Below are 24906 nucleotides of genomic sequence, written 5' to 3' on the forward strand. Positions count from 1 at the left end.
AAAATGATGCGTAACCGGTCTTTCTTTTCAGCCACAGGCCAACCCGTCTTAAAATAGCGGCACTTCCGATCCTGAGAACCTCATGCTGGACATCCTCCCGCGCGGCCCTGCGCCCGCCAACGACGATTCCGAGATGTTCGAACTCGCACCCGTCTCGCTCTGGCTCGAAGACTTCAGCGGCGTGCGCACCTTGTTCGACGCATGGCGAGCAGACGGCGTGACCGATCTGCGCGCGCATTTCGCCGCCAATCCGGGCTGCGTCGCGCAATGCGCGCACAGCATCCGTGTCATCAAGGTCAATCAGAAGACGCTGACGCAATTCGAAGCCGCCGATTTCGAGGCGCTCACCGGCAATCTCGCCTCGGTGTTCCGCGACGACATGCTCAAGACCCACCTCGAAGAGCTATGCCAGTTGTGGGCCGGGCAATCGCAGTTCACCAGCCAGACGGTCAACTACACGCTCGGCGGACGACGCCTCGACGTGCTGCTCAAGGGCGCCGTGCTGCCCGGCCACGAGGCACGCTGGGACCGCGTGCTGGTGTCGGTCGAAGATATTACGGAACTGGAAGGCGCTCGGCATCGCGTGACGCTTGCCGAGCAGTACGTGCGCGGCCTGTTCGAGTATTCGCCGGTGTCGCTCTGGGTGGAGGATTTCAGCGCGGTCAAGCGTCTGCTCGACGAAGCGCGCGCGGCCGGCATCAACGATTTCCGCGTGTTCACGGACGTGCATCCCGAGTTCGTCGAACGCTGCATGCAGGAAATCCACGTGCTCGACGTGAACCAGCACACGCTCGACATGTTCGCGGCGAAAGACAAGAAAACGCTGCTGGCGCATCTCGCCGACGTGTTCCGTGACGACATGCGTCCGCATTTCCGCGAGCAGTTGGTCGATCTTTGGGACGGCAAGCTGTTCCAGCAGCGCGAAGTGCTCAACTATTCGCTCGACGGCAGCGAGGTGCACGTGCACCTGCAGTTCTCTGTCCTGCCGGGCCATGAGAAGACTTGGGATCTGGTGCTGGTGGCGCTCACGGACATCACGGCGCGCAAGAAGGCCGAAGCCTACCTCGAGTTCCTCGGCAAACACGACGTGCTGACCAAACTGCGCAACCGCTCGTTCTATGTGGACGAACTGAACCGGCTCGAACGCAAGGGCCCATGGCCCGTGACGATCATCATGGCCGATCTGAACGGTTTGAAACGCGTGAACGATCAGCTCGGCCACGCTGCGGGCGATGCGCTGCTGAGGCGTGCCGGCGAGGTGCTCGCCAAGGCGACCGACGCGCCGTTTCATGCGGCACGAATCGGCGGCGACGAGTTCGCGATCCTGATGCCGGACACCGACGAGCGCGGCGGCGCCGCGATGGTCGATGCGATCAGGCAACTGGTGGAACTGAACAATCAGTTTTATCCGGGCTCGCCGCTCAGCTTCTCGATGGGCGCGGCCACCTGCCAGCGCGGCGACCGGCTCGAAGCGGGCGTGCAGCACGCCGATCTGCTGATGTACGAGGAAAAGCGCGCGACCTACGCGAACCAGCCGGCTGCGAACGCGGGCGACGCGGCAGGCGGCTGAGAAATGGACGCGCCGGATCGCGGCGCGGCGCGGCGCGGCGTCGGTACGATAAGCGCAGTATTCCGCATTGCAGTGTCAGCAAACTGGAAGACCGCGCTTATCAAACTGCGCCGTCAGCGGCTCGTTCAGCCCGGCAATTTGGCGGCCAGCACATCGACCTTTTCGATCGTGGGCGGCGAGGCGAACAGTTCGCCCGCCTTCGCCATCAACGCGGCGGCCACCTTGCCGTTCAGGTGCGCGTCACGGCCGCCCTCATCCGGAAAGGCGTCGAAGATACCGAAAGTGGACGGCCCCAGCTTCAAACCGAACCACGCGACGGTGCCCGGCTCCTCCTCGACGAGCGGCAAGCCGCCAAGCAGAAACGCTTCGACCTCTTTTTCCTTGCCGGGCTTGGCTTCGAGATGAACGTACAGTGCGAGTTTGACCATGACAGAACTCCTGCTGTGAGATTCGAGCAATGGTGTGCTTTGCAAGGCTTTGCAAAGCGTGACGAGACATCCGGGACCGCCGGGCTATCGAAAAAGTATAGTCCGCTGGCCATATAGCGTCGGCACGCGCTCTTCGTGCCAAGATCCGCACACGCCGGTTTGCGCTAGCGCAGCATCCCGCGTTGCGGACGCCGGCCGCCCGGCGCGCGTCCGCTATACTCGCCGACCCTGAAGTTTTCCGCGGCCCGGCGCCGCGGTTTGGAAAAATCATGTCGACAATTCCCGCCTGCCCGCAGTGCGCGATGGAAAACACCTACCCCGACGGCGACAACTACGTCTGCCCCGACTGCGCGCATGAATGGCCGATGAACGCCGCCGCGTCCGCCGACGACGCCGACGAACGCGTGGTCAAGGACGCCAACGGCAACCGGTTGGCCGATGGCGATGCCGTCGTGCTGATCAAGGACCTGAAAGTGAAAGGCTCGTCGATCACCCTGAAAATGGGCACCAAGGTGAAGAGCATTCGCCTTGTCGGCGGCGATCATGAAGTGGACTGCAAGATGGACGCCGGCAACTTCATGCTGAAGGCCGCGTATCTGAAGAAGGTCTGAGTCTGAACGAACGGCGCTGGCCGGCACAGCCAGTATTCGCGAGGAGCGACAGCCATGCTTTCCCACGTTTTCATCGGTATCGGCGATTTCGAGCGTGCTTGCAGCTTTTACGACTCACTGATGGACACGCTCGACCTACGGCTCAAGTTCCGCGATCCGGAAGCATGCTGGTCCGGTTGGATGGCAGCGGATGCGCCGCGTCCGCTGTTCGTGATCGGCAAGCCTTACGACGGCCAACCTGCGTCGGCCGGCAACGGTCAGATGATCGCCCTGCTCGCCGCCGATCGCGCCACGGTCGATCACGCGCACGCCGCGGCGCTCGCTCACGGCGGCACGTGCGAGGGGCCGCCGGGTTTGCGTCCGCAGTATCACGCGAACTACTACGGTGCTTACTTTCGCGATCCGGACGGCAACAAGCTCTGCGTGTGCTGTCACGAACCGGAAACCCCGGCCACCGCGCCCAGCAGTTAAGCGCCCGGAAAGCGTAGCTCGAAGCGCACCACGCCCGGCGCCGGACACGCCACGCGCGCCGTGCCGCCATGCAGATGCATGATCGCCTTGACGATCGCAAGACCCAGACCGCTTGATTCGGTGAACGCGCTGCGCGCCGCGTCTGCGCGATAGAAACGATCGAACAGACGGCCTAGCTGCTCTTCGGGAATCGGCGCGCCGTCGTTTTCGACCACCACGGTGGCGCCCGCTTCGTCCTGCGTGCCACGCAGACGCACCACCGTATCGCTCGCGCCGTAACGCACGGCATTGACGACCAGGTTGTTGATCGCGCGGCGGCACAGCATCGGATTGACCGATGCCACCCCCGCGGCCTCGACCACGAAGCGCATGCCGCGTTCGTCGGCGAGACCTTCGAAATAATCTGCGATCCTGACGAGTTCCTCGCGCAGGTCGACCGGCTCGCGTTCCACTGAAAGCGCCGCATGGTCCGCATGCGCGAGAAACAGAATGTTCTCCGCAATATGGCTCAGGCGGCTCAGTTCTTCAAGATTCGATTCGAGCACCTGCTGATATTCGTCGGGCTCGCGGGTCCGGGCTAGCGTCACCTGGGTCTGCCCGATCAACGCGCCGACCGGCGTGCGGATTTCGTGCGCCAGATCGGCGGAGAACTGCGAGAGCCGTTGATAACCATCGGCGAGACGGTCGAGCATGGCGTTGAACGCGTGCGTGAGCTGGCGCAATTCGAGCGGCGCCGCCTCGCTGTCGAGCCGCACGGACAGGCTCGTGGGACTGATCTGCGCGGCCCGCGTGGCAATCTCGCGAACCGGGCGCAACGCGCGGCGCAGCACGTACCAGGCGAGCAGCGTCGCGGCCAGCATGCCGATCAGCGTGGCCAGCACGATGCGGTTGCGGTACGCGGCCAGCATGCGCACTTCCTGCGTCATCGGATGGCCGGCGATCACTTCGACTTCGGTGCCGTCCTCGCGCGCTTTGGCGGTGGCGATCGCCCAATGCACTGGCACACCGTTGGCCAGCCGCGTCTGGCGGATGTCGGCGAAGGTCGGCAAGCGGCCCTCCACGCCAGCTTGCAGCGCGGGCACCACGACGCCCGCCGGGTTCACGTCGATGAACGGCGCTTCGCCCGGACGGCGAAACAGCAGTACGTCCTGTTCCGCGCCGAGCATGGTCTCGAACAGCAACGGCCGGCTCTTCAATTCGCTGACCGAATAGAGATCGCGCACGATGCGGCTGAAATGCTCGACACGGGCGGTCAGCACCACGTCGGCGCGGCGCTGCAACGACACCTCCGCGGAGTGATAGAAATACGCACCGAGCGTGCCGATCACCACGCACGCGATCGCCGCGAACAGCACCGTGGTGCGAGCCGTGAGCGAGCGCCCGGTCCAGAATTTCATGAGCCGTCGCCGAAGGTGTAGCCGATGCTGCGCACCGTATGAATCAGCTTCTTTTCGAACGGATGATCGACCTTGGCGCGCAGCCGCTTGATGGCCACGTCGACCACGTTGGTGTCGCTGTCGAAGTTCATGTCCCACACTTCGGAGGCGATCTGCGTGCGCGACAGCGCTTCGCCCTGGCGGCGCACCAGCAGATGCAGCAGCATGAATTCCTTGTTGGTGAGCGGAATCTCCACGCCTTCACGCGTCACCTTGCGGCGCAGCACGTCGAGCTTCAGGTCGGCGATTTCGAATACGTCGCTTTCGCGGATCACGCCGCGGCGCAGCAGCGTGCGGATACGCAGCACAAGTTCCGTAAATGAAAACGGCTTGACGAGATAATCGTCCGCACCGAGTTCGAGACCGCGAATACGATCGCTGACATGATCACGCGCGGTCAGGAAAATCACCGGCAGATCGCGCCGCGCCCGCAGCGCGCGCATGATTTCCCAACCGTCGATGCCGGGCAGCATCACGTCCAGCACCACGAGGTCGTACGCGTTTTCGAGCGCCATGTGCAGGCCGTCCGTGCCGGTGCGCGCGAGATCGACGGCATAGCCGCTCTCGCGCAAACCTTTCTTCAGGTAGTCGCCGGTTTTCGGATCGTCTTCAATGACGAGGATGCTCATGGTGCTCGGTGCTCCGATTCGGCTTTGGCTCAGAGCTTCGCCCTGCCGCTCGCCGAAACCTGGACGTGGATATGCCGGCCATTTTACGTGGCTGCGGCGCGCCATTCATGACGTTTTTGTCATCCGCCTGTCACTCGCCGGAGCCGGTCCCGGGTCTAATCTGCCCCCATCCTTCACCACCTGGAGCAGATTCATGAAGATCGTTTCCGCGCACGCGTTGCGCGCCTTCGTCGCCCCCGCGCTCGTTGCCGCTGCTTTGCTCGCCGCCGGACCGGCGGCCCAGGCCCAGACCGCCGCGCCCACCGGCGTGCGTGGCACAGTGACGTCGCTGTCGGGCGATCTGCTCAAGATCCACACGCGCGACGGCAAGGACGTCGACGTGAAGCTCGCCAAGGACACGCCGATTCGCGGCGTCGTGCTCGCCAACGTGAACGACATCAAGCCGGACAGCTACGTCGGCACCGCCGCGATTCCGCAAGCGGACGGCACGCTGAAGGCGCTCGAAGTACACGTGTTCCCGGCCAGCATGCGCGGCTCCGGCGAAGGCCATCGCCCGTGGGATCTCGGCGGCAACAGCTCGATGACCAACGGCACCGTGGGTTCGCTCGTGGTCAGCAACGGCCGCACCATCACCGTGAAGTACAAGGACGGCGAAAAGAAAATCGTGATTCCGCAAGACGTGCCTATCGTCGCGTTGGAACCGGGTGACCGTTCGCTGCTGGTGCCGGGCGCGAAAGTCGTGCTGTTCGCCCACAAGGAAGCCGACGGCTCGATGGCCGCCAACTTCATCTCCGCGGGCGAACATGGCGTGACGCCGCCGATGTAATACGGCGTTGCCGTTTTCTCATTGAGTCGAATGGCCGCGTTCTTGCATGACGCGGCTTTTCGATTTCCTGTTTGTCTCGTGACCTTCGCACCATGCCCGAATCACAAACGCGTCTGCTCGTTCACCCGCTCGTCGTGCGAATCACGCACTGGATCAACGCGTTCGCGATGGTCTGCATGGTGATGAGCGGCTGGGCCATCTATAACGCGTCGCCATTTTTCCCGTTCCGGTTTCCGGTTTGGGCGACCGTCGGCGGATGGCTGGGCGGCTCGATCGCGTGGCATTTCGCGGCGATGTGGCTGCTCTGCGCGAACGGGCTGCTGTATTTCGCGTATGGCCTCGGACGGGGACATTTCCGGCGCAAGCTGTTGCCGGTTCATCCGCGCGACGTGGTGCATGACGCAAGCCTCGCGCTGCGCTTCAAGCTGCCGCACGATACCGGCAAATATAACGCGGTGCAGCGTGCGCTGTATCTGCTCGTGCTATGTCTTGGTGTGTTGCTGGTGGCGTCGGGGCTGTCCATCTGGAAGCCGGTGCAATTCTCGTGGCTCACCGCGCTATTCGGCGGCTTCGACTTCGCTCGGCGCGTGCATTTCATCGCGATGGCAGGCGTAGTCGGTTTTGTGGTCGTGCATCTGGCGCTGGTGCTGCTCGTGCCGCGCACGTTGCTGCCAATGCTGACCGGGCGCGCACGGCATTCGGCGCATGAAGGGAGCCAGGCATGAGCGCATCCAAACCCAACGGCGACGCGCGCCGATCCCGCATCGTGCTTGCCGATCATCAGCCGCAGATCGAGCGGCTGCAACGGCGCCTGTTCCTGCGCTCGTCGCTCTCCATCGGCGCACTGGCGATGCTCTCGGGCTGCAACATGCAGGACGGCGATTCGGTCGACAAGGTACTCTGGGCGATGTCGCGCTGGAACGATCGCGTGCAGGGCTGGTTATTCGATCGCAACAAGCTCGCACCGACCTATTCGGCACGCGAAATCACCGACCCGTTCCCGTTCAACGCGTTTTATCCGGAGTTCGACGCGCCGGACATCGACGGCTCGACGTATCAACTGGAAGTGTCCGGGCTCGTGTCGGACAAGCGCACCTGGAATCTCGATCAGCTACGCGCATTGCCGCAGGCTTCGCAGATCACACGCCACATCTGCATCGAAGGATGGAGCGCGATCGGACAATGGCGCGGCGTGCCGTTTCGCGCGTTTCTGGAGCGCATCGGCGCCGATCTGAACGCGCGCTACGTCGGCTTCAAATGCGCGGACCGCTATTACTCCAGCCTCGATATGGCAACGGCCTTGCATCCGCAGACGCAACTCACGCTCGACTTCCGCAATGAGCCGCTGCCGGCCAAATACGGCTACCCGTTGAAGCTGCGCGTGCCGACCAAACTCGGCTTCAAGAATCCCAAGCATATCGCCGCGATCTTCGTGACCAACACGAATCCCGGCGGCTATTGGGAAGACCAGGGGTACAACTGGTTCAGCGGTTTGTGACGCGCGTCACCCGCCCGATCACACTGCGGTGACGTAACGCGCCACCGGCTTGACCACGCGCGGCGGCGGCGCATCGTAGACGGCGCGCATGCGTTTGACTTCGTCGACCGGACTCAGCCCGAACAGACGCTTGAACTCACGGCTGAATTGCGACGCGCTTTCATAACCGACGCGCGCCGCGGCCGCGCCCGCATTCAACCCATCCTGCACCATCAGCAAACGTGCGTGATGCAAGCGCGTGGTCTTCACGTATTGCATCGGCGAAGTGGCGGTGACCGCTTTGAACTGCGCATGAAACACGGCGAGGCTCATGCCCGCCTCGGACGCGAGCGTATCGACGTCGAGTACGCCGTGGTAGTCGGCATGAATTCGCCGCAGCGCCTTGGCGATGCGGCCGAAATGATTCTGATGCGTGAGCGCCGCGCGAATCGCATCGCCCTGCTCGCCAGTCAGCACGCGATAACAGATTTCCCGCACCACGCCGGGCGCGAGAATGCGCGCGTCGAGCGGCGACGCCAGCGCGTCCATCAGACGTTGCACCGCATTGCATAACGCGGGGTCGAGCGGTGTCGAATAGATGCCGACGGGTTCGTTCTGCGCGGCGCCCTGCGTTTCGTTCAACGCCATCAGCAATTCGGCCACCATGGTCAGATCGACGCGCACCGAGATGGCCAGGAACGGCTCTTCCGCGCTCGCCTCGGTCTCGCATTCGAATGGCAAGGGCACCGAGAGCACGAGGTACTGCTGCGCGTCGTACTGGAACACCTGATCGCCGAGAAAGCCGCGCTTGCGGCCCTGGCAGACGATCACGATGCTCGGCTCGTACATGACCGGCATACGCGGCATGGGACTATTCGCGCGCATCAGGTTGACGCCTTCGAGGCTCGTGCGCGTGAGGCCCGGAGTGGGTGCGAGCACATCGAATAACTCGACCACGCGCTGCTGGGCGGGGTCGACCGGGACGGGTTCAGCGGAACGGGTTGACATGACGGTATAGTGACGTGCGAGAGAATAATGCTTGAAATTTAGCACCAAACGACCTATCGCGCTCCTCGCCAGGAGTTTTAGGCAAATCTTCAAGACATTCAGGTATTCCCGGGCTCCCCGCCCGCTCCTATGATGGGAACCCTGCCGGATCATCCTTTTCCGCGCTGCGCCGGGCTCGGTTGCCAATTCCCAGTTTGACGAATTTGCCAGCCACCGCCCGCGCCGTGATCCCGGTTCATGACGAGGTTGGCCACATCGGCGACATGCGTCGCCCATCGCCGGCGCCTTGCGACTTCACCCTCTTTGCTGGAGCTACCCATGAGCACGACCTATGCCTATGCAGCGACTGACGCTACCGCGCCGCTCGCCCCGTTCGAAATCCAGCGCCGCGAATTGCGCGCCCATGACGTGCAGATGGAAGTTCTGTTTTGCGGTGTGTGCCATTCCGATTTGCATCAGGCGCGCAACGAATGGAAGAACACCGTGTTTCCGGTCGTGCCGGGCCATGAAATTGTCGGCCGCGTGACCGCGGTCGGGCCGGACGTGACGAAATACAAGGCGGGCGATCTGGTCGGCGTCGGCTGTCTGGTCGATTCGTGCCGCACGTGTGCGAGTTGCAAGGAAGATCTCGAGCAGTATTGCGAGAATGGTTTTGTCGGCACGTATAACGGTGTTGATCGCGTCGACGGTCAGATCACTTACGGTGGCTATTCCACGCAACTCGTCGTGGATGAAGCGTTCACGCTGCGTGTGCCGGGGAATCTCGATCCTGCTGGTGTGGCGCCTTTGCTGTGCGCGGGTATCACGACGTATTCGCCCCTGCGGACCTGGGGGGCCGGTCCTGGCAAGAAGGTCGGCATTGTTGGCCTTGGCGGTTTAGGGCATATGGGGGTGAAGCTCGCGCGTGCGATGGGTGCGCATGTTGTGCTGTTCACGACGTCGCCTTCCAAGATTGAAGATGCGAAGCGGTTGGGTGCGCATGAAGTCGTGATTTCGAAGAATGCTGCGGAGATGGAAGCGCACTTGAATAGCTTCGACTTCATTTTGAATACGGTTGCTGCCCAACACGATTTGAATCCGTTTCTGAATCTGCTCAAGCGCGATGGGACTATGACGCTGGTCGGCGCGCCGGAGCATGATCATCCGTCGCCGCAAGTGTTTAATCTGATTTTCAAGCGTCGCCGGTTGGCTGGGTCGCTGATTGGTGGGATTGCCGAGACGCAGGAGATGTTGGACTTCTGCGGGGAACATGGGATTACTTCTGATGTTGAAGTGATTCCTATGCAAGGGATTAATGAGGCTTATGAACGGATGCTGAAGAGTGATGTTAAGTATCGGTTTGTGGTTGATTTGGATTCCTTGCGGAAGTGATGGTTTTTTTGGCTCGCGCCGCGGTTTTTTTGGGGGCTGTGGCGTGGGTTTTTTGTAGTTTTTTTTGGCTGTGTTCTTTGGGGTTTTGGCCTTTCCTTGCTTTGTTAGTGGTCTATTAGTGTTGCCCCTGTGCGGGGCGGCACTTACTTCTCTTTGCCGCCGCAAAGAGAAGTAAGCAAGAGAAAGCGGCTCAAACCGCTAACTCATAAGCGGGCCCCCCGCACAACGGCGGTAGTGGCGCATCTGGAATTAGTGTCTTCGCACATTCCGCGCTAGTGACAAAGCAGTCATTCTTCCGGCGGCGCTGCGCGCGCCCCCGCGGTACTTCATTAACCCCACCGGTCTTCTTCGGCGTATCGCCGAGGCGAAGCCGATGGCCCCCACCCGCACAAACGAAGCCACCGATTTTAAGTGGACGGCTCCGACGAGCGCGTAGCGCGAGGCGGGAAGTATGACTGCTGTGTCACTCGCGCCGAATGTGCGAGAACACAGATTCCAGATGCACCACTACCGCGACTGCGCGGGGGACCCGCTTAAGAATTAGCGGTTTGAGCCGCTTTCTCTTGCTTACTTCTCTTTGCGGCGGCAAAGAGAAGTGAGTGCCGCCCCGCACAGGGGCAACGCTAATAGACCACTAACAAAGCAAGGAAAGGCCAACACCCAAAGAACACACCCAAAAGCGCCGCACAGGCAATAGAACCGCCAAGACCTTAAACCCTCGACTGGAGCATGAAACCGTGATTGACAGAATAACTGCAATGCGCACATTCATCCGAATCGTGGACACCAACAGCTTCACCCGCGCAGCGGAATCATTAAACATTCCGCGCGCCACGGCGACCACCATCGTCCAGAATCTGGAAGCCCTGCTAGGCACCGTCCTGCTAGCCCGCACAACGCGGCGCCTAAGCGTCACACCCGAAGGCGCCGCCTACTACGAACGCTGCGCGCAAATCCTCGCCGACATCGACGAAATGGAAGCCAGCATCCGCCACGCGACAGATAACCTGACCGGCCGTCTACGCATCGAAATGCCCGGCGCAGTAGCCAGCGCCATCGTCCTGCCGGCACTGGACGACTTCCACACCCGCTACCCTAACCTCGATCTCGCCATCGGCATCAGCAACCGCACCGTCGATCTGATCACCGAAGCCATCGACTGCAGCATCCAGCTCGGCGAATTGCCAGACTCGAATCTGGTCGCGCGCCAACTCGGCACCCTCGAGCACGTGACCTGCGCGAGTCCGGCCTACCTGGCCCGCTACGGCACGCCCGCGGACCTCGACGATCTGCGGGGACATGTGGCCGTCAATTGCATGTCGCCGCATAACGGCCGCGAAGTGGACTTCGATTTCGAAGTGGATGGCGAAGCGCAAAACGTCAAGGTAAAAGGCTTCGTCAAGGTCAGCGACGAACAGGCCTATCTCACCTGCGGCCTGCAAGGCCTCGGCTTGATCCAGCCCGCGCGGATCGCCGCGCAACCGTATCTCGACTCGGGACTATTGCGCGAAGTCATGCCGCAATGGAAACCCGTGCCGATGCCGGTCTCGGTTGCGTATGTGAAGAACCGCCGCGTGTCGCCGCGCGTGCGCGCGTTCGTGGATTGGCTGGCGGAGTTGTTCGAGAAAGCGGAGCACGTCGATCAGGATCTCTCGCGTGTCCGTCAATTGCTGCGCGGCCTGCATCCCGCCTGAGGCGGGTTGGATGCAGACGCGCAGCGCGGTAGAGAACCGCGTCAGTTAGCTAACTTGACCGGCACCGGCCGCGTCAGCAGATCAACATAGAAGTTAAAGAAATTCGGATTGTCGAAGCGTTTCACCACCGTCATCTTCTGCAATCCCGCCGGCGGCGAACTCGTATAACCGGTAGCCTTGCCGTCATTCGCACCGAAGCTCATATCCACATCCACCCACTCCTCCACGGTCTGCGTGGCGAACGAAGGATGCATCAGATACGCCAGCGTCAGCGTGTCCCAGATGTTCGTCGTGTAGTTCGGGTTGGTCTCGAAGCCGTTCTTGCCGTCGAAACCATAACCGTTCAACGTCTTGAACAATTGCGTGATGATGGTCTGCTTCGTCGGGTCGTGCGCGACTCGATCGTACAGCGCTTTGTCCATCTTCACGGTGTCCGTCACATCGAGCGGAATCACCACCTGTTTGATAGGCAGACGCAACACGGTTTTAGCCGCTTCCGGATCGAACCACCAGTTGAACTCGGCTATCGGCGTGGTATTGCCCGGCACGTCGATCGCACCGCCCATGTAAATGATCTGCTTGATCAACGGCACGATCTCCGGATGCTGACGCGTGGCGAGCGCAATGTTGGTCAGCGGGCCGATCGCGAGAATCGTCACCTCGCCGGGATACTGCTTCACCGAGTCGACGATGAAATCCACCGCGCTCTTGCTCTGCACCTTGGTGTGCGTGGCGAAGCCGTCAGGTGGCGCGACCAGGTCACTATCGGATTTCGGCTCGGGTGTATTCCATGCGCCGAGATAGCCGTCGCCGCCGGGGAATTGCTTCTGCTCGGCCTGAATGGTGGCGAAGTCGTGAGACAGCGCGTAGTTGGCGCCCGCATACACGCCGATCTGATTTTCAACGCCCAGACGTTCGACCGATTTCAACGCATCCGCGACGCCCTGCTTCAACCATTGATTGCCGGAAACCACCGTAATGCCCAGCACTTTCAACGAACCTTGCGCCTCCAATTGCGCGGCCATGACGCTTAGTTGGCCGTCGTCGCTCAGCGTGTTGTAGTCGCTGTCGATAATCACTTTGGGCGGGTCCTGCGCATTGATCTCGCTACCACCGCACGCCGAGAGCGCCGTGACGGTCGCCACGCTTGCCACACACGTCAATGCCACGAGAAGTCGCTTCACTGATGTCTCCTTTTTTATAGCGCTGTGCCGCGCGAAGGAGGCTCATCATAGACGTAATCCAGATGAAATCAAATCGTCATGTCGAATGGGTAGTTCACGGAATCAGTTTGCGGCGACTGATGGAACGCATGCGCGTCGGATGACGCGCAAGACGAGTCGCAACAGAACAAAGTCTGTTGCGGTCGATAACGCTCATGCAGAGCGTCAGGCTGATTGAATGATGAAGCGCGCCTACGGCTGACGAGCCTGCTGTGCCGAACCCGGGCACGCCGGATCCTTGCCCCAGTGGCCGTCACATACGCGCCAGCGGCACAACTGGTCTTCGAAAAAGCCGCGCTGTCCGCACTCTTTCACACGCTCGGCCAGCTTGGCGTTCCCAGCCGTGGCCGATGCGCTGACCTTGGTCGCGGTGTTGCCTGCCGCGGGTTTGGCGTCCGCCGGTTTGGTCCGCGCAACGAGCGCGGCCAATAGATCGGCATCCGAATCATCTTTCGAAGCACTACCGCTCGCGTGCGTTTTCTTCGACTGAGCGACCGCGGTCGGCCCGCTCGCACGACGATTGCTGGCAGTGGCGCTCTCCTTCTTGCCGTGGGCCGCGCTCTCGTGCTTCTCCTTGCTGGCCACAGCCGTTGCGCTTTTGCCGTGCTTCGCCGCCGGCACCGTGACCGCGGAAGCGGCCGTTGCGGATGCAACCGGTGCGGGTGCACTGCTCGGCTCCGCGCCGTCGGCGAGCGCGCGCGACAAACGGCTGCCGTCGCTGGCGGGCGCCGTAGCGGAAGCGGCGGCGGTTTTGCTGTCGCTATCGTCGGCAACGATCGTCGCCGCTTGTGACGACGCCGGAACCGGCGCCTCTGCTTTGGCGACCACCTGCGGCGCAGCGCTCGCAGCAGCCGGCGCAGCCGTCTTCTCTGCCCTTGCCGGCGTGGCCGCTGCCAGCGACTCGCTCTGTGTACGCTGCTGCATATGCCACGCACCCCAGCCGCCTGCCGCGATCACGAGCAGGGCGGCCAATAGAAACGGCGCTTTCGACCGGCGTGGTTTTTCCGTAGGCGGCGCAACGCGGCCTTCGAGGTTCGCAAGAATTCGCGAACCATTGCCATCAGCGCCTTTAGCCTTATCAGATAACAGGCTAGGCGGGGCTTTGGAATTCGAACTTTCCGGCGCACTCATTCACTGTCTCATTGAATCCTGGATTATTTCGCCGTGATAATACGTTCCGGCTCGTCTCCGAGCAGGCCTGATTCTAAGAGCAAGCATTACAAAATACAATTGTTTCCAATTTCCGGGGTTGCCTTTGATTGCCGTAGTACTTCTCGCCTATTTCGCCATCGCCGTTGTGATCGCTGCAATGCTGCTATTGCCGGCGGTACGCGCCTCTTTATTAGGCGCGGCGCTCACTATTCACGGCCGTGTTATGCGTGGGGCATCGCGTGGCGCATCGCGCGCTCGCGGTCAATTAGCACGCTCGGCAAAAATTTCGCAATCGACGGCAGTCGATATGCAAAAGTTACTGGTAAAGCGGCGCTTGCTGATTTTTACCACGACAGGTATTCTTGCGACGCCTCCATTGGTGGCATTGGCTTTACGCGGCCGGCAATTATTCCAATTCGATGACACCGCACGGGTTCCGGACGAGAAAATTGCTGCGTTATTGAACGGCGAACAGCTTGTGCCCCCGCCACCGTTGCCGCCGGAGGTATTCGCAACGCAGGAAGTCGAGCAGATCCGGCCCGCGCTTAAAGACGCGAGCCGCGACTGGAATTTGCTCGATACCGATTTCAGAACGCGTTTATTGCTCGTGTACAAAATCATGCACGAGCAATACGGGTATGAAATGGCTTTGCTGGAAGGTTATCGCAGTCCGGAGCGGCAAAACCGGCTGGCGCAAATGGGGGGCAACGTCACCAATGCCGCAGCGTTTCAAAGCTATCACCAATACGGTCTCGCCGCGGACAATGCGTTTTTGCGCGACGGCAAGCTCGTCATTTCAGAAAAAGATCCCTGGGCCATGCGAGGTTATCAGTTATACGGGCAAACAGCCGAACAGGTCGGTCTGACGTGGGGTGGCCGTTGGAAAATGATGGATCTCGGGCACGTCGAATATCACAAACCCGGCTTCGTCCTCGGGCGCGGCCATTAAGGCGCAATGGGCAAAACCGGGTAATAAAGAGGTTGACATGGGGCGTTCAATCAATTTTTCTGGCAAAAAGCGGCAATGCCGCGCGCATAACGGCATTGCTTCGCTCACTGTCGCCACGGTCGGCTATTGCCGATTTAACAATTCGGCCGCATTCGCTTTCGCCTGAATATGCTTTCGTTTTATTTCAAACGGCGTACGCGCACCATGCGGCCTGCCACACCACGCGCCACAACACTCATCATCAAGACCTGAACGGCTTATGCGACGCATTCTCAACGTGTTGACCCACACACGCACGCTCTCGATCATCGGCTTGCTCGCGCTCGCTGCTGTTTTGTTCATCGGCGCCGATACCTTGCAGATCGACCCGATGTGGCCGGCCATCGTGCTCGGCGCCGTGATCGCGCTGTGGCTGCTCGTGTGGATCCTGCGCCGCCTGCGCGCGCGCCGCGCGAATCGCAAGCTCGGCGAAATGCTCGAGCAGCAGGCGGAGAAGCAGGCCGAGACCGGTCCCGCGCCCACGCCCGCGCGTCAGGCCGAACTCGACGTGCTGCGCACGCGCCTCGTCGATGCGGTGAAGACCATCAAGACCTCGAAGATCGGCCAGGTGTCGGGCGGTTCGGCACTGTACGAGTTGCCGTGGTACATCGTGATCGGCAACCCCGCCGCGGGCAAAAGTAGCGCGGTGCTGAATTCGGGTCTGCAATTCCCGTTCGCCGACAAGAACAACGCGGTGATTCACGGCATCGGCGGTACACGTAACTGCGACTGGTTCTTCACAACCGAAGGCATTCTTCTCGACACGGCCGGCCGCTATTCCGTGCATGAGGAAGACCGCACCGAATGGCTCGGCTTTCTCGGCCTGCTCAAACGTTTCCGGCCGAAGGCGCCGATCAACGGCATCATCGTCACGGCGAGCATTGCGGAACTGACCAACAGCAAGCCCGAATTCGCGATCAATCTCGCGAAGAACCTGCGCCAGCGCGTGCAAGAGTTGACTGAGAAGCTCGAAGTGTTCGCGCCGGTGTATGTGATGTTCACCAAGGCCGACCTGATTACCGGCTTCACCGAATTCTTCAGCGGCAGCGAGCGCCATGAATACGACCGCGTGTGGGGCGCCACCCTGCCCTACGAGCCGGACGAAAAGCGCGACGTGGTCGGTCTCTTCGACGAGCACTTCGAGGACCTGTACGACGGCCTGAAAGAGATCAGCGTCGCGCAGATGTCGATCAACCGCGGCAACAAGCTCTCGCCGGGCCAACTGAGCTTTCCGCTCGAATTCTCGACCATCAAACCCGCGTTACGCGCGTTTCTCGCCACGCTGTTCGAGACCAACCCGTTCCAGTACAAGCCGATTTTCCGCGGCTTCTATTTCACCAGCGCCTTGCAGGAAGGCGAAACCAATAGCGCCGCGGCCACGCGCATCGCGAACCGTTTCGGCCTGAGTTCAGACAGCCTGCCCAAGCCGCATAGCGCGTTCTCGAAGAACGGCTTCTTTCTGCGCGATCTCTTCTCGAAGGTGATCTTCGCCGATCGGCAAACGGTCAAGCAGTTCGCCAGTCCCGCCAAGACGCGCATGCGCTATGCGACCTTCTTCGGCTTCGTCGCGGTGCTCGCGTTGGCGCTCGGCGGCTGGACCTGGTCGACGGTCAACAACCAGCAGCTCACGGCGAACGTGCAGGCCGACCTCGACAATGTCGTGCGCCTGCAGCAGAACCGCAACGATCTGCAATCGCGCCTGCAGGCCATGGACGTGCTCGAGGACCGCATCGACCAGCTGGAGCAGTTCCGCCGCGACCGGCCGCTCGCGGTATCGCTCGGCCTCTATCAGGGCGATCGCCTCGAACAGCGCCTGCTCACCGAGTACTACAACGGCGTGCGTCAGATCCTGCTCGATCCGGTCTCGCAGAATCTCGCGTCGTTCCTGAAGGATGTCAACGCGCATCCCGATCAGCTCGCGCCGTTGAACCGCGCGCCGGACGCCGCCGCGATTCCGGTCTCCACGCATTCGGCCATGACCGCGAACAGTCAGGGCGGTCTATATAGCGACGCCTCGCCGACCAACGTCGAAGATGCGTACAACGCGCTCAAGACCTACCTGATGCTGAGCGACAAGCGTCATGTGGAAACGGCTCACCTCACCGACCAGGTGGCGCGTTTCTGGCGCGGCTGGCTCGAAACGAATCGCGGCAACATGCCGCGCGACGAGATGATCCGCAGCGCCGAGCGAATGATCACGTTCTATCTCGCGCGCGTCTCCGACGACGACTGGCCGATGATCGATCAGAACCTCGGTCTCGTCGATCAGACACGTGAGAACCTGCGCCGCGTGGTGCGCGGCATGCCGGCCCGTCAGCGTGTCTACGAGGAAATCAAGGCGCGCGCATCGACCCGTTTCGCGCCGATGACGATCGCGCGCATCGTCGGCGAAAACAATACGGCGCTGGTGGCGGGCAGCTATGCGATCCCCGGCACCTTCACGCGTGAAGCGTGGTTCCAGTACGTGCAGCCCGCCATTCGCGACGCCGCGACGAAAGAGTTGCAGGCGAAGGACTGGGTGCTCAACACGTCCGCACACGACGACCTGACGCTGGAAGGCAGCCCCGAGCAGATCCAGAAAGCGCTCGTCGCGATGTACAAGACCGAGTACGCGATGCACTGGCAGAAGTTCATGCAAGGCATTGCGGTGCAGAGCTTCGGCAGCTTCGGCCAGGCGGTGGATGCGATGAACCGTCTCGGCGATCCGCAGGACTCGCCGATCCGCAAGGTGCTCGAAACCGCGTACGACCAGACTTCGTGGGACAACCCGTCGCTCTTCAACGCGAACCTGAAACGCGCGCAAACCGGCGTCACGAGTTGGTTCAAGAACTGGTTCTCGCGTGCGCCGACTGGCCAGCTCAACGCGAACATCGATATCAACGGCAATCCGGTTGAAGTGCCGATGGGTCCGATCGGCCAGGAGTTCTCGGCGTTGGGCCGCATCGTCGTGAGCGGCGACAACGGTTCGATGCTCAAGGGCTATATGGACACGCTGTCGAAAGTCCGCACGCGCTTTAACGTGATCAAGAATCAGGGCGATCCGGGACCGGGCGCGCGTCAGTTGATGCAGCAGACGCTCGACGGCAGCGGCTCCGAACTCGCCGATTCGCTCAAGTACGTCGACGAACAGATGCTCACGGGCCTCACCGACTCGCAGCGCAAAGCCCTGCGTCCGCTGCTCGTGCGTCCGTTGATGGCGGCGTATGCGGTGGTGATCCAACCGGCCAGCGTCGAAGTCAACAAAGTGTGGAATGCGCAGGTGTATCAGAGCTTCCAGGGTTCGCTTGCAAACAAATATCCGTTTGCCAGCGACGCGAAGGTCGAAGCCGGCGCCGGCGAAATCGCCCAGGTGTTCGGCCCGGACGGCGCGATCGCCAAGTTCGTCGGCACCACGCTCGGGCCGCTCGCGGTGCGCCGTGGCGACACGCTGACGGCCCGCACGTGGGGCGATATGGGTCTCGCCCTCACGCCCGACTTCACCAACGGCTTCGCACGCTGGGTGGCGCCGCTCGCCGGTGGCGCGGCCGGTGCGTCGGGTCAGAGCTCGGCCGAACCGCAGACCGTGTTCCAGATCCTGCCGCAGCCGAGTAGCGGCACGACGGAATACACGCTGGCGATCGACGGCCAGCAGATGCGCTACCGCAATACGCCGCCGCAGTGGACCAACTTCGTGTGGCCGAATCCGTCGGGCTCGCCTGGCGCGACATTGAGCGCCACGACCTTCGACGGCCGCACGCTGCAACTGGTCAACGAACCGGGCCGCTACGGGCTGGAGAAGCTGATCAACTCGGCGCAGCGCAAGCGCCGCCCGGACGGCACGTTCGATCTGTCGTGGACGCAAGGCAGCGTGACGGTAGCGGTCAGCATGCGCATCATCAGCACGTCGCAGGCTTCGAGCGGCAGCAGCGATGCGCCGCAACAGCAGAGCCTGCGCGGCTTGCGTCTGCCATCCTCGGTGGCGGATGTGAGCGCGGCGGCGAATTCGGTCAACGCGACCACCGCGGGCGCACCGGGCGCCACGCCCGTCACCGCGCCGGCAACGCCCGCGGCACGGCCCGCGACGGCCGCCACCGCGGTTTCGAATACAGGGGGTGCGCAATGACGCAAACCGTGCAGGCGCAAATCGCCTACTTCGGCAAGATCCCGTCGCGCGGCGACTTCGTGAAGAGCGCGCATAACCCGCAATTGCTGGCCACGCTCGACCGCTGGATCGCCGAAGCCATGGAACTGCTCACGGACGATCCGCGCTGGAAGATCGTCTACGAAAACGCCAAGCCGATGCACTTCGCGTTCCTCGGTTCGCGCAGCAAGCTGGCGATTGCCGGGCACATGATGGCGAGCCACGATCAATCGTCGCGGCGCTTTCCGTTTCTTGCCGCGACCGCGCTGGAAGTCGAAAAGCCGCTGACGTTCCTGGCGCACAGCCCGCTCGCCTTCGCGCGCCTCTGGTCGCGCGTCGCGGCGCAGATGAAGCCGCTGCTCGGCGCCAGCGAGCCGCCCGGCGCGCTGCAGGCGCTCGGCGAAACACAGGTGCCGATCGAGATCGGCGGTGGTCCCGGCAATCCGCACGACGGCACGTTTAACGATTTCGTCGAGCACCAGACACTCGCCGGACTCGAACAGATGCTGCTCGCGAGCGGCCACCCGGTGCGTCTGCGTGGCGCGATGCTGGCGCTCGGCTCGCTGCTGCGTCCGGTGATGCAAAGCGGCTCGTCGCATCTCGAACGCGGGCTGACCTTGCCGCTGCCGAACGATCCGTTCTACCGCAGTCTCGTTGCCGCGTTCTGGCTCGAACTGATTGCGCCGTTCGTCGCGCAGGCGGATTTCGAACTGGCGATTTTTATCGGCACGATCGCCGAGCGCGAGCGGCTCATCATCGGCTTTAACGGCGCCTCGGCCAAAACGCTGCACAGCGTGGTCGATCCGCAGTCGTACGCGGCGCACAACATCGATATCGACGATCCCGAGTGGATCGACGAACACGCACAAAACGATCATGGCATCAGCAAGCTCGTCAGTTACCTCGACCAACCGCAACTGTCGCTGCGCGTCAGCATCGACACGTTCCGCGAAGCATTCACGGGAGCGTGACACGATGCTGAAAAACACATCCACCGCGCGCATGACGGCGCTGCTCGCGGGTCTTCTGCTCAGCGCGTTTGCGCATGCCGACAACGACGGCCCCGCTCGCGTCACGCCGGTCGACAACAGCGGCGTTTCGATTCACACCACGATCCTGCCGCCGGCTGCTTTGGCCTCCGTTGGCAATGCGGGGCCCGCGGTGACCGCGGCCGGACTCGCAAGCGGCACGACCGGCGCCGGCACCGGCGCGATCACCGCGGCGCCGCCGCCCGCCAACGCGACGCCGGGCCAGGTGGTGGTCGGCGGCAAGGTGCCGGACGAAGCGACCAAGGCGGCCGTGCTCGCGCGCTTGCGCGACACGTACGGCGCGGCCAACGTGGTCGACCAGATCGAAGTCGCCGATGTGGCGACGCCGCCGAACTGGTCCGCCAACGTGCAAAAGCTGATCGGCCCGCAGTTGAAGCAGATCAGCAAAGGCCAGTTGAAAATCGACGGCACGCAGATCGACGTGAAAGGCGAAGTGCACAACGAATCGCAGCGCCAGCAGCTCGCGAGCGACATGGCGAATGCACTGAACCCGACTTACACGATCAAGAACGGTCTGCGCGTAAGCGCTTCTGAGCAAGGCCTGCTCGATCAGACGCTCGCGAATCGCACGATCGAATTCGAAACCGGCAGCGCGACGCTCACACCGCAAGGCCGCGCGATTCTCGATCAGATGGCCGCCGCGATGGGGAAGATGACGACCAAGACCGTCGCGATCATCGGGCACACCGACAACTCGGGCAACCGCACGTCGAATATCGCGCTGAGCCAGGCGCGCGCGGATGCGGTGAAGGGCTATCTGGTCGCGAAGGGCATCCCGCCGCAACAGATGACGACGACCGGCGTCGGTCCGGATCAGCCGATCGCGTCGAACGACACGACCGATGGGCGGGCGCGAAATCGGCGGATTGAGTTTCGTGCGGGGTCTTGAGCCGTTGCTGTTTGCGCAGCGTGCATGAAAAAAGCCTGGCTTCGGTTATCTTTCCACCGAAACCAGGCTTTTTTGTTTGCTGCGCATTGAGACTTTTATCTAGCTGTTTTCTTCCGGCTTCACGCCCAGTAACTCGCGAATATGCGCGAGCGATCCGTCGTCTTTCACCACTGTCGAAAGCCATTGATGCAATGGCATATCCGCTGCCTCCGCAGCTTTGTCTGCGAAATACGCGGCAGGATTGTGCGGCTCCGTCGCGCGAAAGAACTTGGCCACCGCACGCAGCTGCGCGACGGCCTGCGCACGGCTCTGGATTCCTGCAATCGGGCTCGTCGGCATGGTCGTCAACACAGGTTCCTCGCGTTGCGGTGCGCTCTTGAAGGTGGGCTCGGCGCGTTCGTGTTCGTTCGGCGCAGGCGCTTTCGCGGGAGGCGGCGCTTCGGCGTTCACGCCTAATTCGCGCGCAAAGCGCTCGGCCAGGCGGTAGACGCTTTCGTACGCATCCTTCGCCTGACGGAAACTCGGCGCGGAGTCGGCGGCTCGCCGGTCCAGTTCCTGTTCGAGTGCGAGCATGGCCGCTTCGAACGCTTTAAGATCGAGCAGCAGCGCCGAGTAAAACGCCGGCGGCGTGGCGCGCTTGGAGGCCTCGATCTGGTCGATCGATGGCTTGCCGCGCGCGATATCGTCGGCGTGATCCGGATCGCGCTTGACGGCTTGCGCGACGTGCGTGGCCACGTCCCAATCGATGGTGCTGTACGCATTGCCTTGCGATGACGTGAGCGGCATGGCGCGCAGCAGATCGCCTGTGCGCCCAACCAGCCACGCTACGTTGCCGAGGCGATACTCGGTGTCGTCGCCTTCCGGCAGCGGATGCACGTGATCCCAGTAGCGCTCGCAAAGCCCCGTCAATAACGCGTAACCCTGCGAAAGACCGTTGATGCCCTCGTCGATCGCGAGTGCTTCAGTGAGCCAGACGGCGAGGCGCAAATCCTTGGTCTGCGTTTGCAGCAGGCCAGCCGAACGCTCGACCACGAAAGCCCAATCGGCCTCCTTGATCTCCGTGACCCATTCGCCTTGATCCAGCGACGGGTCTTCGAAACGGCGCGCGTGCTGGATCGCGTCGAAATCCGCTGAAAACAGCAGATCTTCGCCACAGGGCGAGGTTTCGCTGAGCGGAGTCAGTAAGGTGTCTAGATTAATCGGCATGAAAGAAAGCAATAAGTATCCGGTACGGCATTAAAACAGATTGGCGCATCCCTTCACACCACCGTGTAGTCGAATTCACCCGCTTCGCTCGCCCGCACGGCAATGCGTTCGAGCGAAGCGCCGTTCGCCACACGCTCCAGCACCTGCTGCGCGACTTCGGGCAACAGCGTGCCATTCAGAATGTGATCGACATTGCGCGCGCCGGAGTCTACCTCGGTGCAACGCGCGAGCACCGCATCGACCAGCGACTCGTCCCACTCGAACACCGCCTTGTGATTCGACTCGATGCGGCGGCGAATCCGCTCAAGCTTCAACTCGATGATTTCGGCGAGCACATCGTCGGAAATCGGATAGTACGGCACCACTTTCATACGGCCGAGAAATGCCGGCTTGAACGCTTTATACAGTTGCGGGCGCAAGGTCTCGGCGAGTTCGTCGGCGTCGGGCAACTCTTCCGCGCTCTTGTTCAGGCACGCCTGCATCACAGCCTGCGAGCCGACGTTCGAAGTCAGAATGATCAGCGTGTTGCGGAAATCGATCTCGCGGCCTTCGGCATCATCCATCGTGCCTTTGTCGAACACCTGGAAGAACATTTCGAGCACATCGGGATGCGCCTTTTCGACTTCGTCGAGCAGCACCACGGAATACGGATTGCGGCGTACCGCTTCGGTCAGCACACCGCCCTCGCCGTAACCAACATAGCCCGGCGGCGAGCCTTTCAGACCAGACACGCTGTGCGCTTCCTGATACTCGCTCATGTTGATCGTGACCATCTTGCGTTCGCCGCCGTACAACACATCGGCGAGCGCGAGCGCGGTTTCGGTCTTGCCGACGCCCGACGGTCCCACGAACATGAACACGCCACGCGGCTTGTTCGGGTCTTCGAGATTCGCGCTCGCCGTGCGCACACGCTGCGCAATCGCGTCGAGCGCGTGGTCCTGGCCGATCACGCGCGCGGCCAGCAGCGGCTGAAGGTTCAGCACGGTCTGGATCTCGTCCTTGACCATGCGGCCGAGCGGAATGCCGGTCCACGAGGCGACGATTTCGGCGACCACGTGAGCGTCGACCTGCAACGGCACCATCGGCTGACCGCCTTGCAAGGCGTGCAATTCAGCCACGCGCGTGGCAAGCGTTTCGCGCGCCTGCTGCGCCTTGTCGGCCTGTTCGGGGTCCGCACTGCTCACGCGCGCCGCGTCGATGTCCGCGCGCAAGCCGACGATCTCCGTCACCAATGCGCGTTCCTTGTCATAGCGCGCTTCGTCTTCGGCGAGATCCTTGAGGTCTTCTTCACGCAAGCCGCGCAATTCAGCGAGCCGTTCGTCGTGCAGCGCGCCACTTGCCACTTCGCGCTCCAGCGCGGCGATTTCAGCGTCGATACGTTCGAGACGTTTCTTCGTGTCGTCGATCGCAGCAGGTGTCGAACTGTGCGCGAGCGCGACTTTCGCACAAGCGGTGTCGAGCACGCTGATCGCTTTGTCCGGCAGTTGCCGGCCGCTGATGTAGCGATGCGACAGACGCACCGCTTCAGTGATCGCATCGTCGAGCACGCGCACGTTGAAGTGCTTTTCCATCAACGCGGCCATGCCGCGCAACATGGCCGCGGCGAGCGTCTCGCTCGGCTCCTCGATCTTCACGACCTGGAAACGCCGCGCGAGCGCCGCGTCTTTCTCGAAGTACTTCTTGTATTCGCTCCATGTCGTGGCCGCGATGGTGCGCAATTCGCCGCGCGCCAAGGCCGGCTTCAGCAGATTGGCCGCGTCGTTCTGTCCGGCCTGGCCACCAGCGCCGATGATGGTGTGCGCTTCGTCGATAAAGAGAATGATCGGGTGCGGACTCTTCTTCACCTCATCGATCACGTTCTTCAGGCGGTTTTCGAACTCGCCTTTCACGCTCGCGCCGGCTTGCAGCAAACCCATGTCGAGCACGTGCAGCGCCACGCCTTTGAGCGGCGCGGGCACGTCGTCGGCGGCAATGCACAGCGCGAGACCTTCGACCACGGCCGTTTTACCGACGCCCGCCTCGCCCGTCATGATCGGGTTGTTCTGCCGGCGGCGCATCAGAATGTCGATGGTCTGGCGGATCTCGCCTTCACGGCCGATCACCGGATCGATCTTGCCTTCACGCGCACGCTGCGTGAGGTTGCTCGTGTACATATCGAGCGCGGGCGTTTTCGACGGTGCGCCCGGCGCGGTAGCGGACGCCGCTGGGTCGCTCGCGTTATCTCGCGCGATTTCCGTCTCGTTGCTGCGCTCGACTTCGCGCGAGCCCGCGGTCAGCTCATCGAACTTGTGCTTCAGGTCGGTCACGCGCACGTCGCGCAGCAACGGCGACATACGCTCGGCGAATTGCGCAAGGTCCGGCGCGCTCAGCAGCGCCAGCAACAGGTGCCCTGAACGGATCCGCCCGATCTGCGAATCGAGCGACGCAATCAACCACGCCTGCTCGAGCAATTCGATCAGATGTTTGGAAAACACCGGCGTGCGCGTGTTGCCCGTTTTCAAACGCTGCAACTCGCGCTCGAGATCCGCGCGCAACGCATGCGCGTCGATCCTACTCGCCCGCAGCACCAGCGCGACGTCGCTAGCCGGCTCGTCCAGCAATGCCAGCAGAAGATGCTCGAGGTCGACCTCGTAGTGACCGCGCGCAAGACAATTGTTCGCCGCCAGCAAAGCCGCCTGCCGGCAGGTCGGATTCAGTTTGGCGATCAGGGTATTGAGGGACGTGCTCATGTCGTGCGATCCGGGTCCAGGTTCTGTCG

20 protein-coding genes are annotated in these 24906 nt (G+C 62.2%); 12 read left to right on the top strand and 8 right to left on the bottom strand.

Translation table 11 applies throughout. The features are described 5' to 3' along the window. The first annotated feature begins 82 nt into the window (after positions 1-82). The gene (locus PQR42_RS21280) at positions 83-1570 is read left to right on the top strand and encodes a sensor domain-containing diguanylate cyclase (RefSeq protein WP_408388044.1); all 1488 of its coding nucleotides are present in this window, start codon (positions 83-85) and stop codon (positions 1568-1570) included. Positions 1571-1695: 125 nt separating this feature from the next. Here PQR42_RS21280 and PQR42_RS21285 read toward each other — a convergent pair whose 3' ends face one another. Beyond that, a complete protein-coding gene (locus PQR42_RS21285) occupies positions 1696-1998 on the bottom strand; it encodes a putative quinol monooxygenase (RefSeq protein WP_408388042.1) in 303 nt (100 codons plus the stop codon). 269 nt (positions 1999-2267) lie between these two features. Here PQR42_RS21285 and PQR42_RS21290 point away from each other — a divergent pair, with 269 nt between their 5' ends. Both PQR42_RS21290 and PQR42_RS21295 read left to right on the top strand, forming a co-directional pair. Then, a complete protein-coding gene (locus tag PQR42_RS21290) occupies positions 2268-2609 on the top strand; it encodes a zinc ribbon domain-containing protein YjdM (RefSeq protein ID WP_408217261.1) in 342 nt (113 codons plus the stop codon). Positions 2610-2663: 54 nt separating this feature from the next. Next, the gene (locus PQR42_RS21295; protein WP_408388040.1) at positions 2664-3080 is read left to right on the top strand and encodes a VOC family protein; all 417 of its coding nucleotides are present in this window, start codon (positions 2664-2666) and stop codon (positions 3078-3080) included. Here the strand turns inward: PQR42_RS21295 and PQR42_RS21300 are convergent. Together PQR42_RS21300 and PQR42_RS21305 are read right to left on the bottom strand one after the other, a co-directional pair. Further along, a complete protein-coding gene (locus tag PQR42_RS21300; RefSeq protein WP_408388038.1) occupies positions 3077-4477 on the bottom strand; it encodes a heavy metal sensor histidine kinase in 1401 nt (466 codons plus the stop codon). The two genes, PQR42_RS21295 and PQR42_RS21300, sit on opposite strands and share 4 nt — an antisense overlap. Further along, positions 4474-5145 carry a heavy metal response regulator transcription factor gene (locus tag PQR42_RS21305; protein WP_168790805.1) on the bottom strand — a complete coding sequence of 224 codons (672 nt, stop codon included), beginning with the start codon at positions 5143-5145 and terminating at the stop codon, positions 4474-4476. The genes PQR42_RS21300 and PQR42_RS21305 overlap by 4 nt, the downstream gene beginning before the upstream one ends. 193 nt (positions 5146-5338) lie before the next feature. Between PQR42_RS21305 and PQR42_RS21310 the strand changes: the two genes are divergently transcribed. The 3 genes from PQR42_RS21310 (at position 5339) to PQR42_RS21320 (ending at position 7469) form a co-directional block, all read left to right on the top strand. Beyond that, a complete protein-coding gene (locus PQR42_RS21310) occupies positions 5339-5971 on the top strand; it encodes a hypothetical protein (RefSeq protein ID WP_408217252.1) in 633 nt (210 codons plus the stop codon). Between the two features lie 92 nt (positions 5972-6063). After that, positions 6064-6696 carry a cytochrome b/b6 domain-containing protein gene (locus tag PQR42_RS21315; protein WP_408388036.1) on the top strand — a complete coding sequence of 211 codons (633 nt, stop codon included), beginning with the start codon at positions 6064-6066 and terminating at the stop codon, positions 6694-6696. Next, the gene (locus PQR42_RS21320) at positions 6693-7469 is read left to right on the top strand and encodes a molybdopterin-dependent oxidoreductase (RefSeq protein ID WP_408388034.1); all 777 of its coding nucleotides are present in this window, start codon (positions 6693-6695) and stop codon (positions 7467-7469) included. The genes PQR42_RS21315 and PQR42_RS21320 overlap by 4 nt, the downstream gene beginning before the upstream one ends. 18 nt (positions 7470-7487) lie before the next feature. Here the strand turns inward: PQR42_RS21320 and PQR42_RS21325 are convergent, their stop codons facing one another. After that, positions 7488-8456 carry an AraC family transcriptional regulator gene (locus PQR42_RS21325; RefSeq protein ID WP_408217244.1) on the bottom strand — a complete coding sequence of 323 codons (969 nt, stop codon included), beginning with the start codon at positions 8454-8456 and terminating at the stop codon, positions 7488-7490. A 318-nt stretch (positions 8457-8774) separates the two neighbouring features. Between PQR42_RS21325 and PQR42_RS21330 the strand changes: the two genes are divergently transcribed. Together PQR42_RS21330 and PQR42_RS21335 are read left to right on the top strand one after the other, a co-directional pair. Beyond that, positions 8775-9827, top strand: coding sequence for an NAD(P)-dependent alcohol dehydrogenase (locus PQR42_RS21330; protein WP_408217241.1), 1053 nt, complete (start codon positions 8775-8777; stop codon positions 9825-9827). Between the two features lie 737 nt (positions 9828-10564). Next, the gene (locus tag PQR42_RS21335; protein ID WP_408205712.1) at positions 10565-11521 is read left to right on the top strand and encodes a LysR family transcriptional regulator; all 957 of its coding nucleotides are present in this window, start codon (positions 10565-10567) and stop codon (positions 11519-11521) included. 41 nt (positions 11522-11562) lie between these two features. Here PQR42_RS21335 and PQR42_RS21340 read toward each other — a convergent pair whose 3' ends face one another. Next, complete coding sequence (locus tag PQR42_RS21340) at positions 11563-12705, bottom strand: nucleoside hydrolase (RefSeq protein ID WP_408493719.1); 1143 nt, start codon at positions 12703-12705, stop codon at positions 11563-11565. Positions 12706-12936: 231 nt separating this feature from the next. Continuing rightward, on the bottom strand, positions 12937-13875 hold the full coding sequence (locus PQR42_RS21345) for a hypothetical protein (RefSeq protein ID WP_408493720.1): 939 nt from the start codon (positions 13873-13875) through the stop codon (positions 12937-12939). Between the two features lie 124 nt (positions 13876-13999). On the opposite strand from PQR42_RS21345, the gene PQR42_RS21350 reads away from it, so the two are divergent. From PQR42_RS21350 to PQR42_RS21365, 4 genes are all read left to right on the top strand, one after another. Continuing rightward, a complete protein-coding gene (locus PQR42_RS21350; RefSeq protein WP_408205718.1) occupies positions 14000-14845 on the top strand; it encodes a M15 family metallopeptidase in 846 nt (281 codons plus the stop codon). A 259-nt stretch (positions 14846-15104) separates the two neighbouring features. Continuing rightward, positions 15105-18986 carry a type VI secretion system membrane subunit TssM gene (gene tssM, locus PQR42_RS21355; RefSeq protein WP_408388028.1) on the top strand — a complete coding sequence of 1294 codons (3882 nt, stop codon included), beginning with the start codon at positions 15105-15107 and terminating at the stop codon, positions 18984-18986. Continuing rightward, complete coding sequence (gene tagF, locus PQR42_RS21360; protein ID WP_408205722.1) at positions 18983-19975, top strand: type VI secretion system-associated protein TagF; 993 nt, start codon at positions 18983-18985, stop codon at positions 19973-19975. The genes tssM and tagF overlap by 4 nt, the downstream gene beginning before the upstream one ends. Before the next feature lie 4 nt (positions 19976-19979). Next, positions 19980-20942, top strand: coding sequence for an OmpA family protein (locus PQR42_RS21365; protein ID WP_408388026.1), 963 nt, complete (start codon positions 19980-19982; stop codon positions 20940-20942). 99 nt (positions 20943-21041) lie between these two features. On the opposite strand, the gene tssA is transcribed toward PQR42_RS21365, so the two are convergent. Beyond that, complete coding sequence (gene tssA / locus PQR42_RS21370; RefSeq protein ID WP_408388024.1) at positions 21042-22148, bottom strand: type VI secretion system protein TssA; 1107 nt, start codon at positions 22146-22148, stop codon at positions 21042-21044. 53 nt (positions 22149-22201) lie between these two features. Then, a complete protein-coding gene (gene tssH / locus PQR42_RS21375; RefSeq protein WP_408388022.1) occupies positions 22202-24877 on the bottom strand; it encodes a type VI secretion system ATPase TssH in 2676 nt (891 codons plus the stop codon). Positions 24878-24906: the final 29 nt, after the last annotated feature.

The sequence above is a fragment of the Paraburkholderia sediminicola genome (assembly GCF_046027355.1).
GTDB lineage: Bacteria > Pseudomonadota > Gammaproteobacteria > Burkholderiales > Burkholderiaceae > Paraburkholderia > Paraburkholderia sediminicola_B.

Coding starts and splice junctions, on each gene's coding strand:
- PQR42_RS21280 (WP_408388044.1), top strand. CDS start 83: ATGCTGGACATCCTCCCGCGCGGCCCTGCGCCCGCCAACGACGATTCC.
- PQR42_RS21285 (WP_408388042.1), bottom strand. CDS start 1,998: ATGGTCAAACTCGCACTGTACGTTCATCTCGAAGCCAAGCCCGGCAAG.
- PQR42_RS21290 (WP_408217261.1), top strand. CDS start 2,268: ATGTCGACAATTCCCGCCTGCCCGCAGTGCGCGATGGAAAACACCTAC.
- PQR42_RS21295 (WP_408388040.1), top strand. CDS start 2,664: ATGCTTTCCCACGTTTTCATCGGTATCGGCGATTTCGAGCGTGCTTGC.
- PQR42_RS21300 (WP_408388038.1), bottom strand. CDS start 4,477: ATGAAATTCTGGACCGGGCGCTCGCTCACGGCTCGCACCACGGTGCTG.
- PQR42_RS21305 (WP_168790805.1), bottom strand. CDS start 5,145: ATGAGCATCCTCGTCATTGAAGACGATCCGAAAACCGGCGACTACCTG.
- PQR42_RS21310 (WP_408217252.1), top strand. CDS start 5,339: ATGAAGATCGTTTCCGCGCACGCGTTGCGCGCCTTCGTCGCCCCCGCG.
- PQR42_RS21315 (WP_408388036.1), top strand. CDS start 6,064: ATGCCCGAATCACAAACGCGTCTGCTCGTTCACCCGCTCGTCGTGCGA.
- PQR42_RS21320 (WP_408388034.1), top strand. CDS start 6,693: ATGAGCGCATCCAAACCCAACGGCGACGCGCGCCGATCCCGCATCGTG.
- PQR42_RS21325 (WP_408217244.1), bottom strand. CDS start 8,456: ATGTCAACCCGTTCCGCTGAACCCGTCCCGGTCGACCCCGCCCAGCAG.
- PQR42_RS21330 (WP_408217241.1), top strand. CDS start 8,775: ATGAGCACGACCTATGCCTATGCAGCGACTGACGCTACCGCGCCGCTC.
- PQR42_RS21345 (WP_408493720.1), bottom strand. CDS start 13,875: ATGAGTGCGCCGGAAAGTTCGAATTCCAAAGCCCCGCCTAGCCTGTTA.
- tssM (WP_408388028.1), top strand. CDS start 15,105: ATGCGACGCATTCTCAACGTGTTGACCCACACACGCACGCTCTCGATC.
- tagF (WP_408205722.1), top strand. CDS start 18,983: ATGACGCAAACCGTGCAGGCGCAAATCGCCTACTTCGGCAAGATCCCG.
- PQR42_RS21365 (WP_408388026.1), top strand. CDS start 19,980: ATGCTGAAAAACACATCCACCGCGCGCATGACGGCGCTGCTCGCGGGT.
- tssA (WP_408388024.1), bottom strand. CDS start 22,148: ATGCCGATTAATCTAGACACCTTACTGACTCCGCTCAGCGAAACCTCG.
- tssH (WP_408388022.1), bottom strand. CDS start 24,877: ATGAGCACGTCCCTCAATACCCTGATCGCCAAACTGAATCCGACCTGC.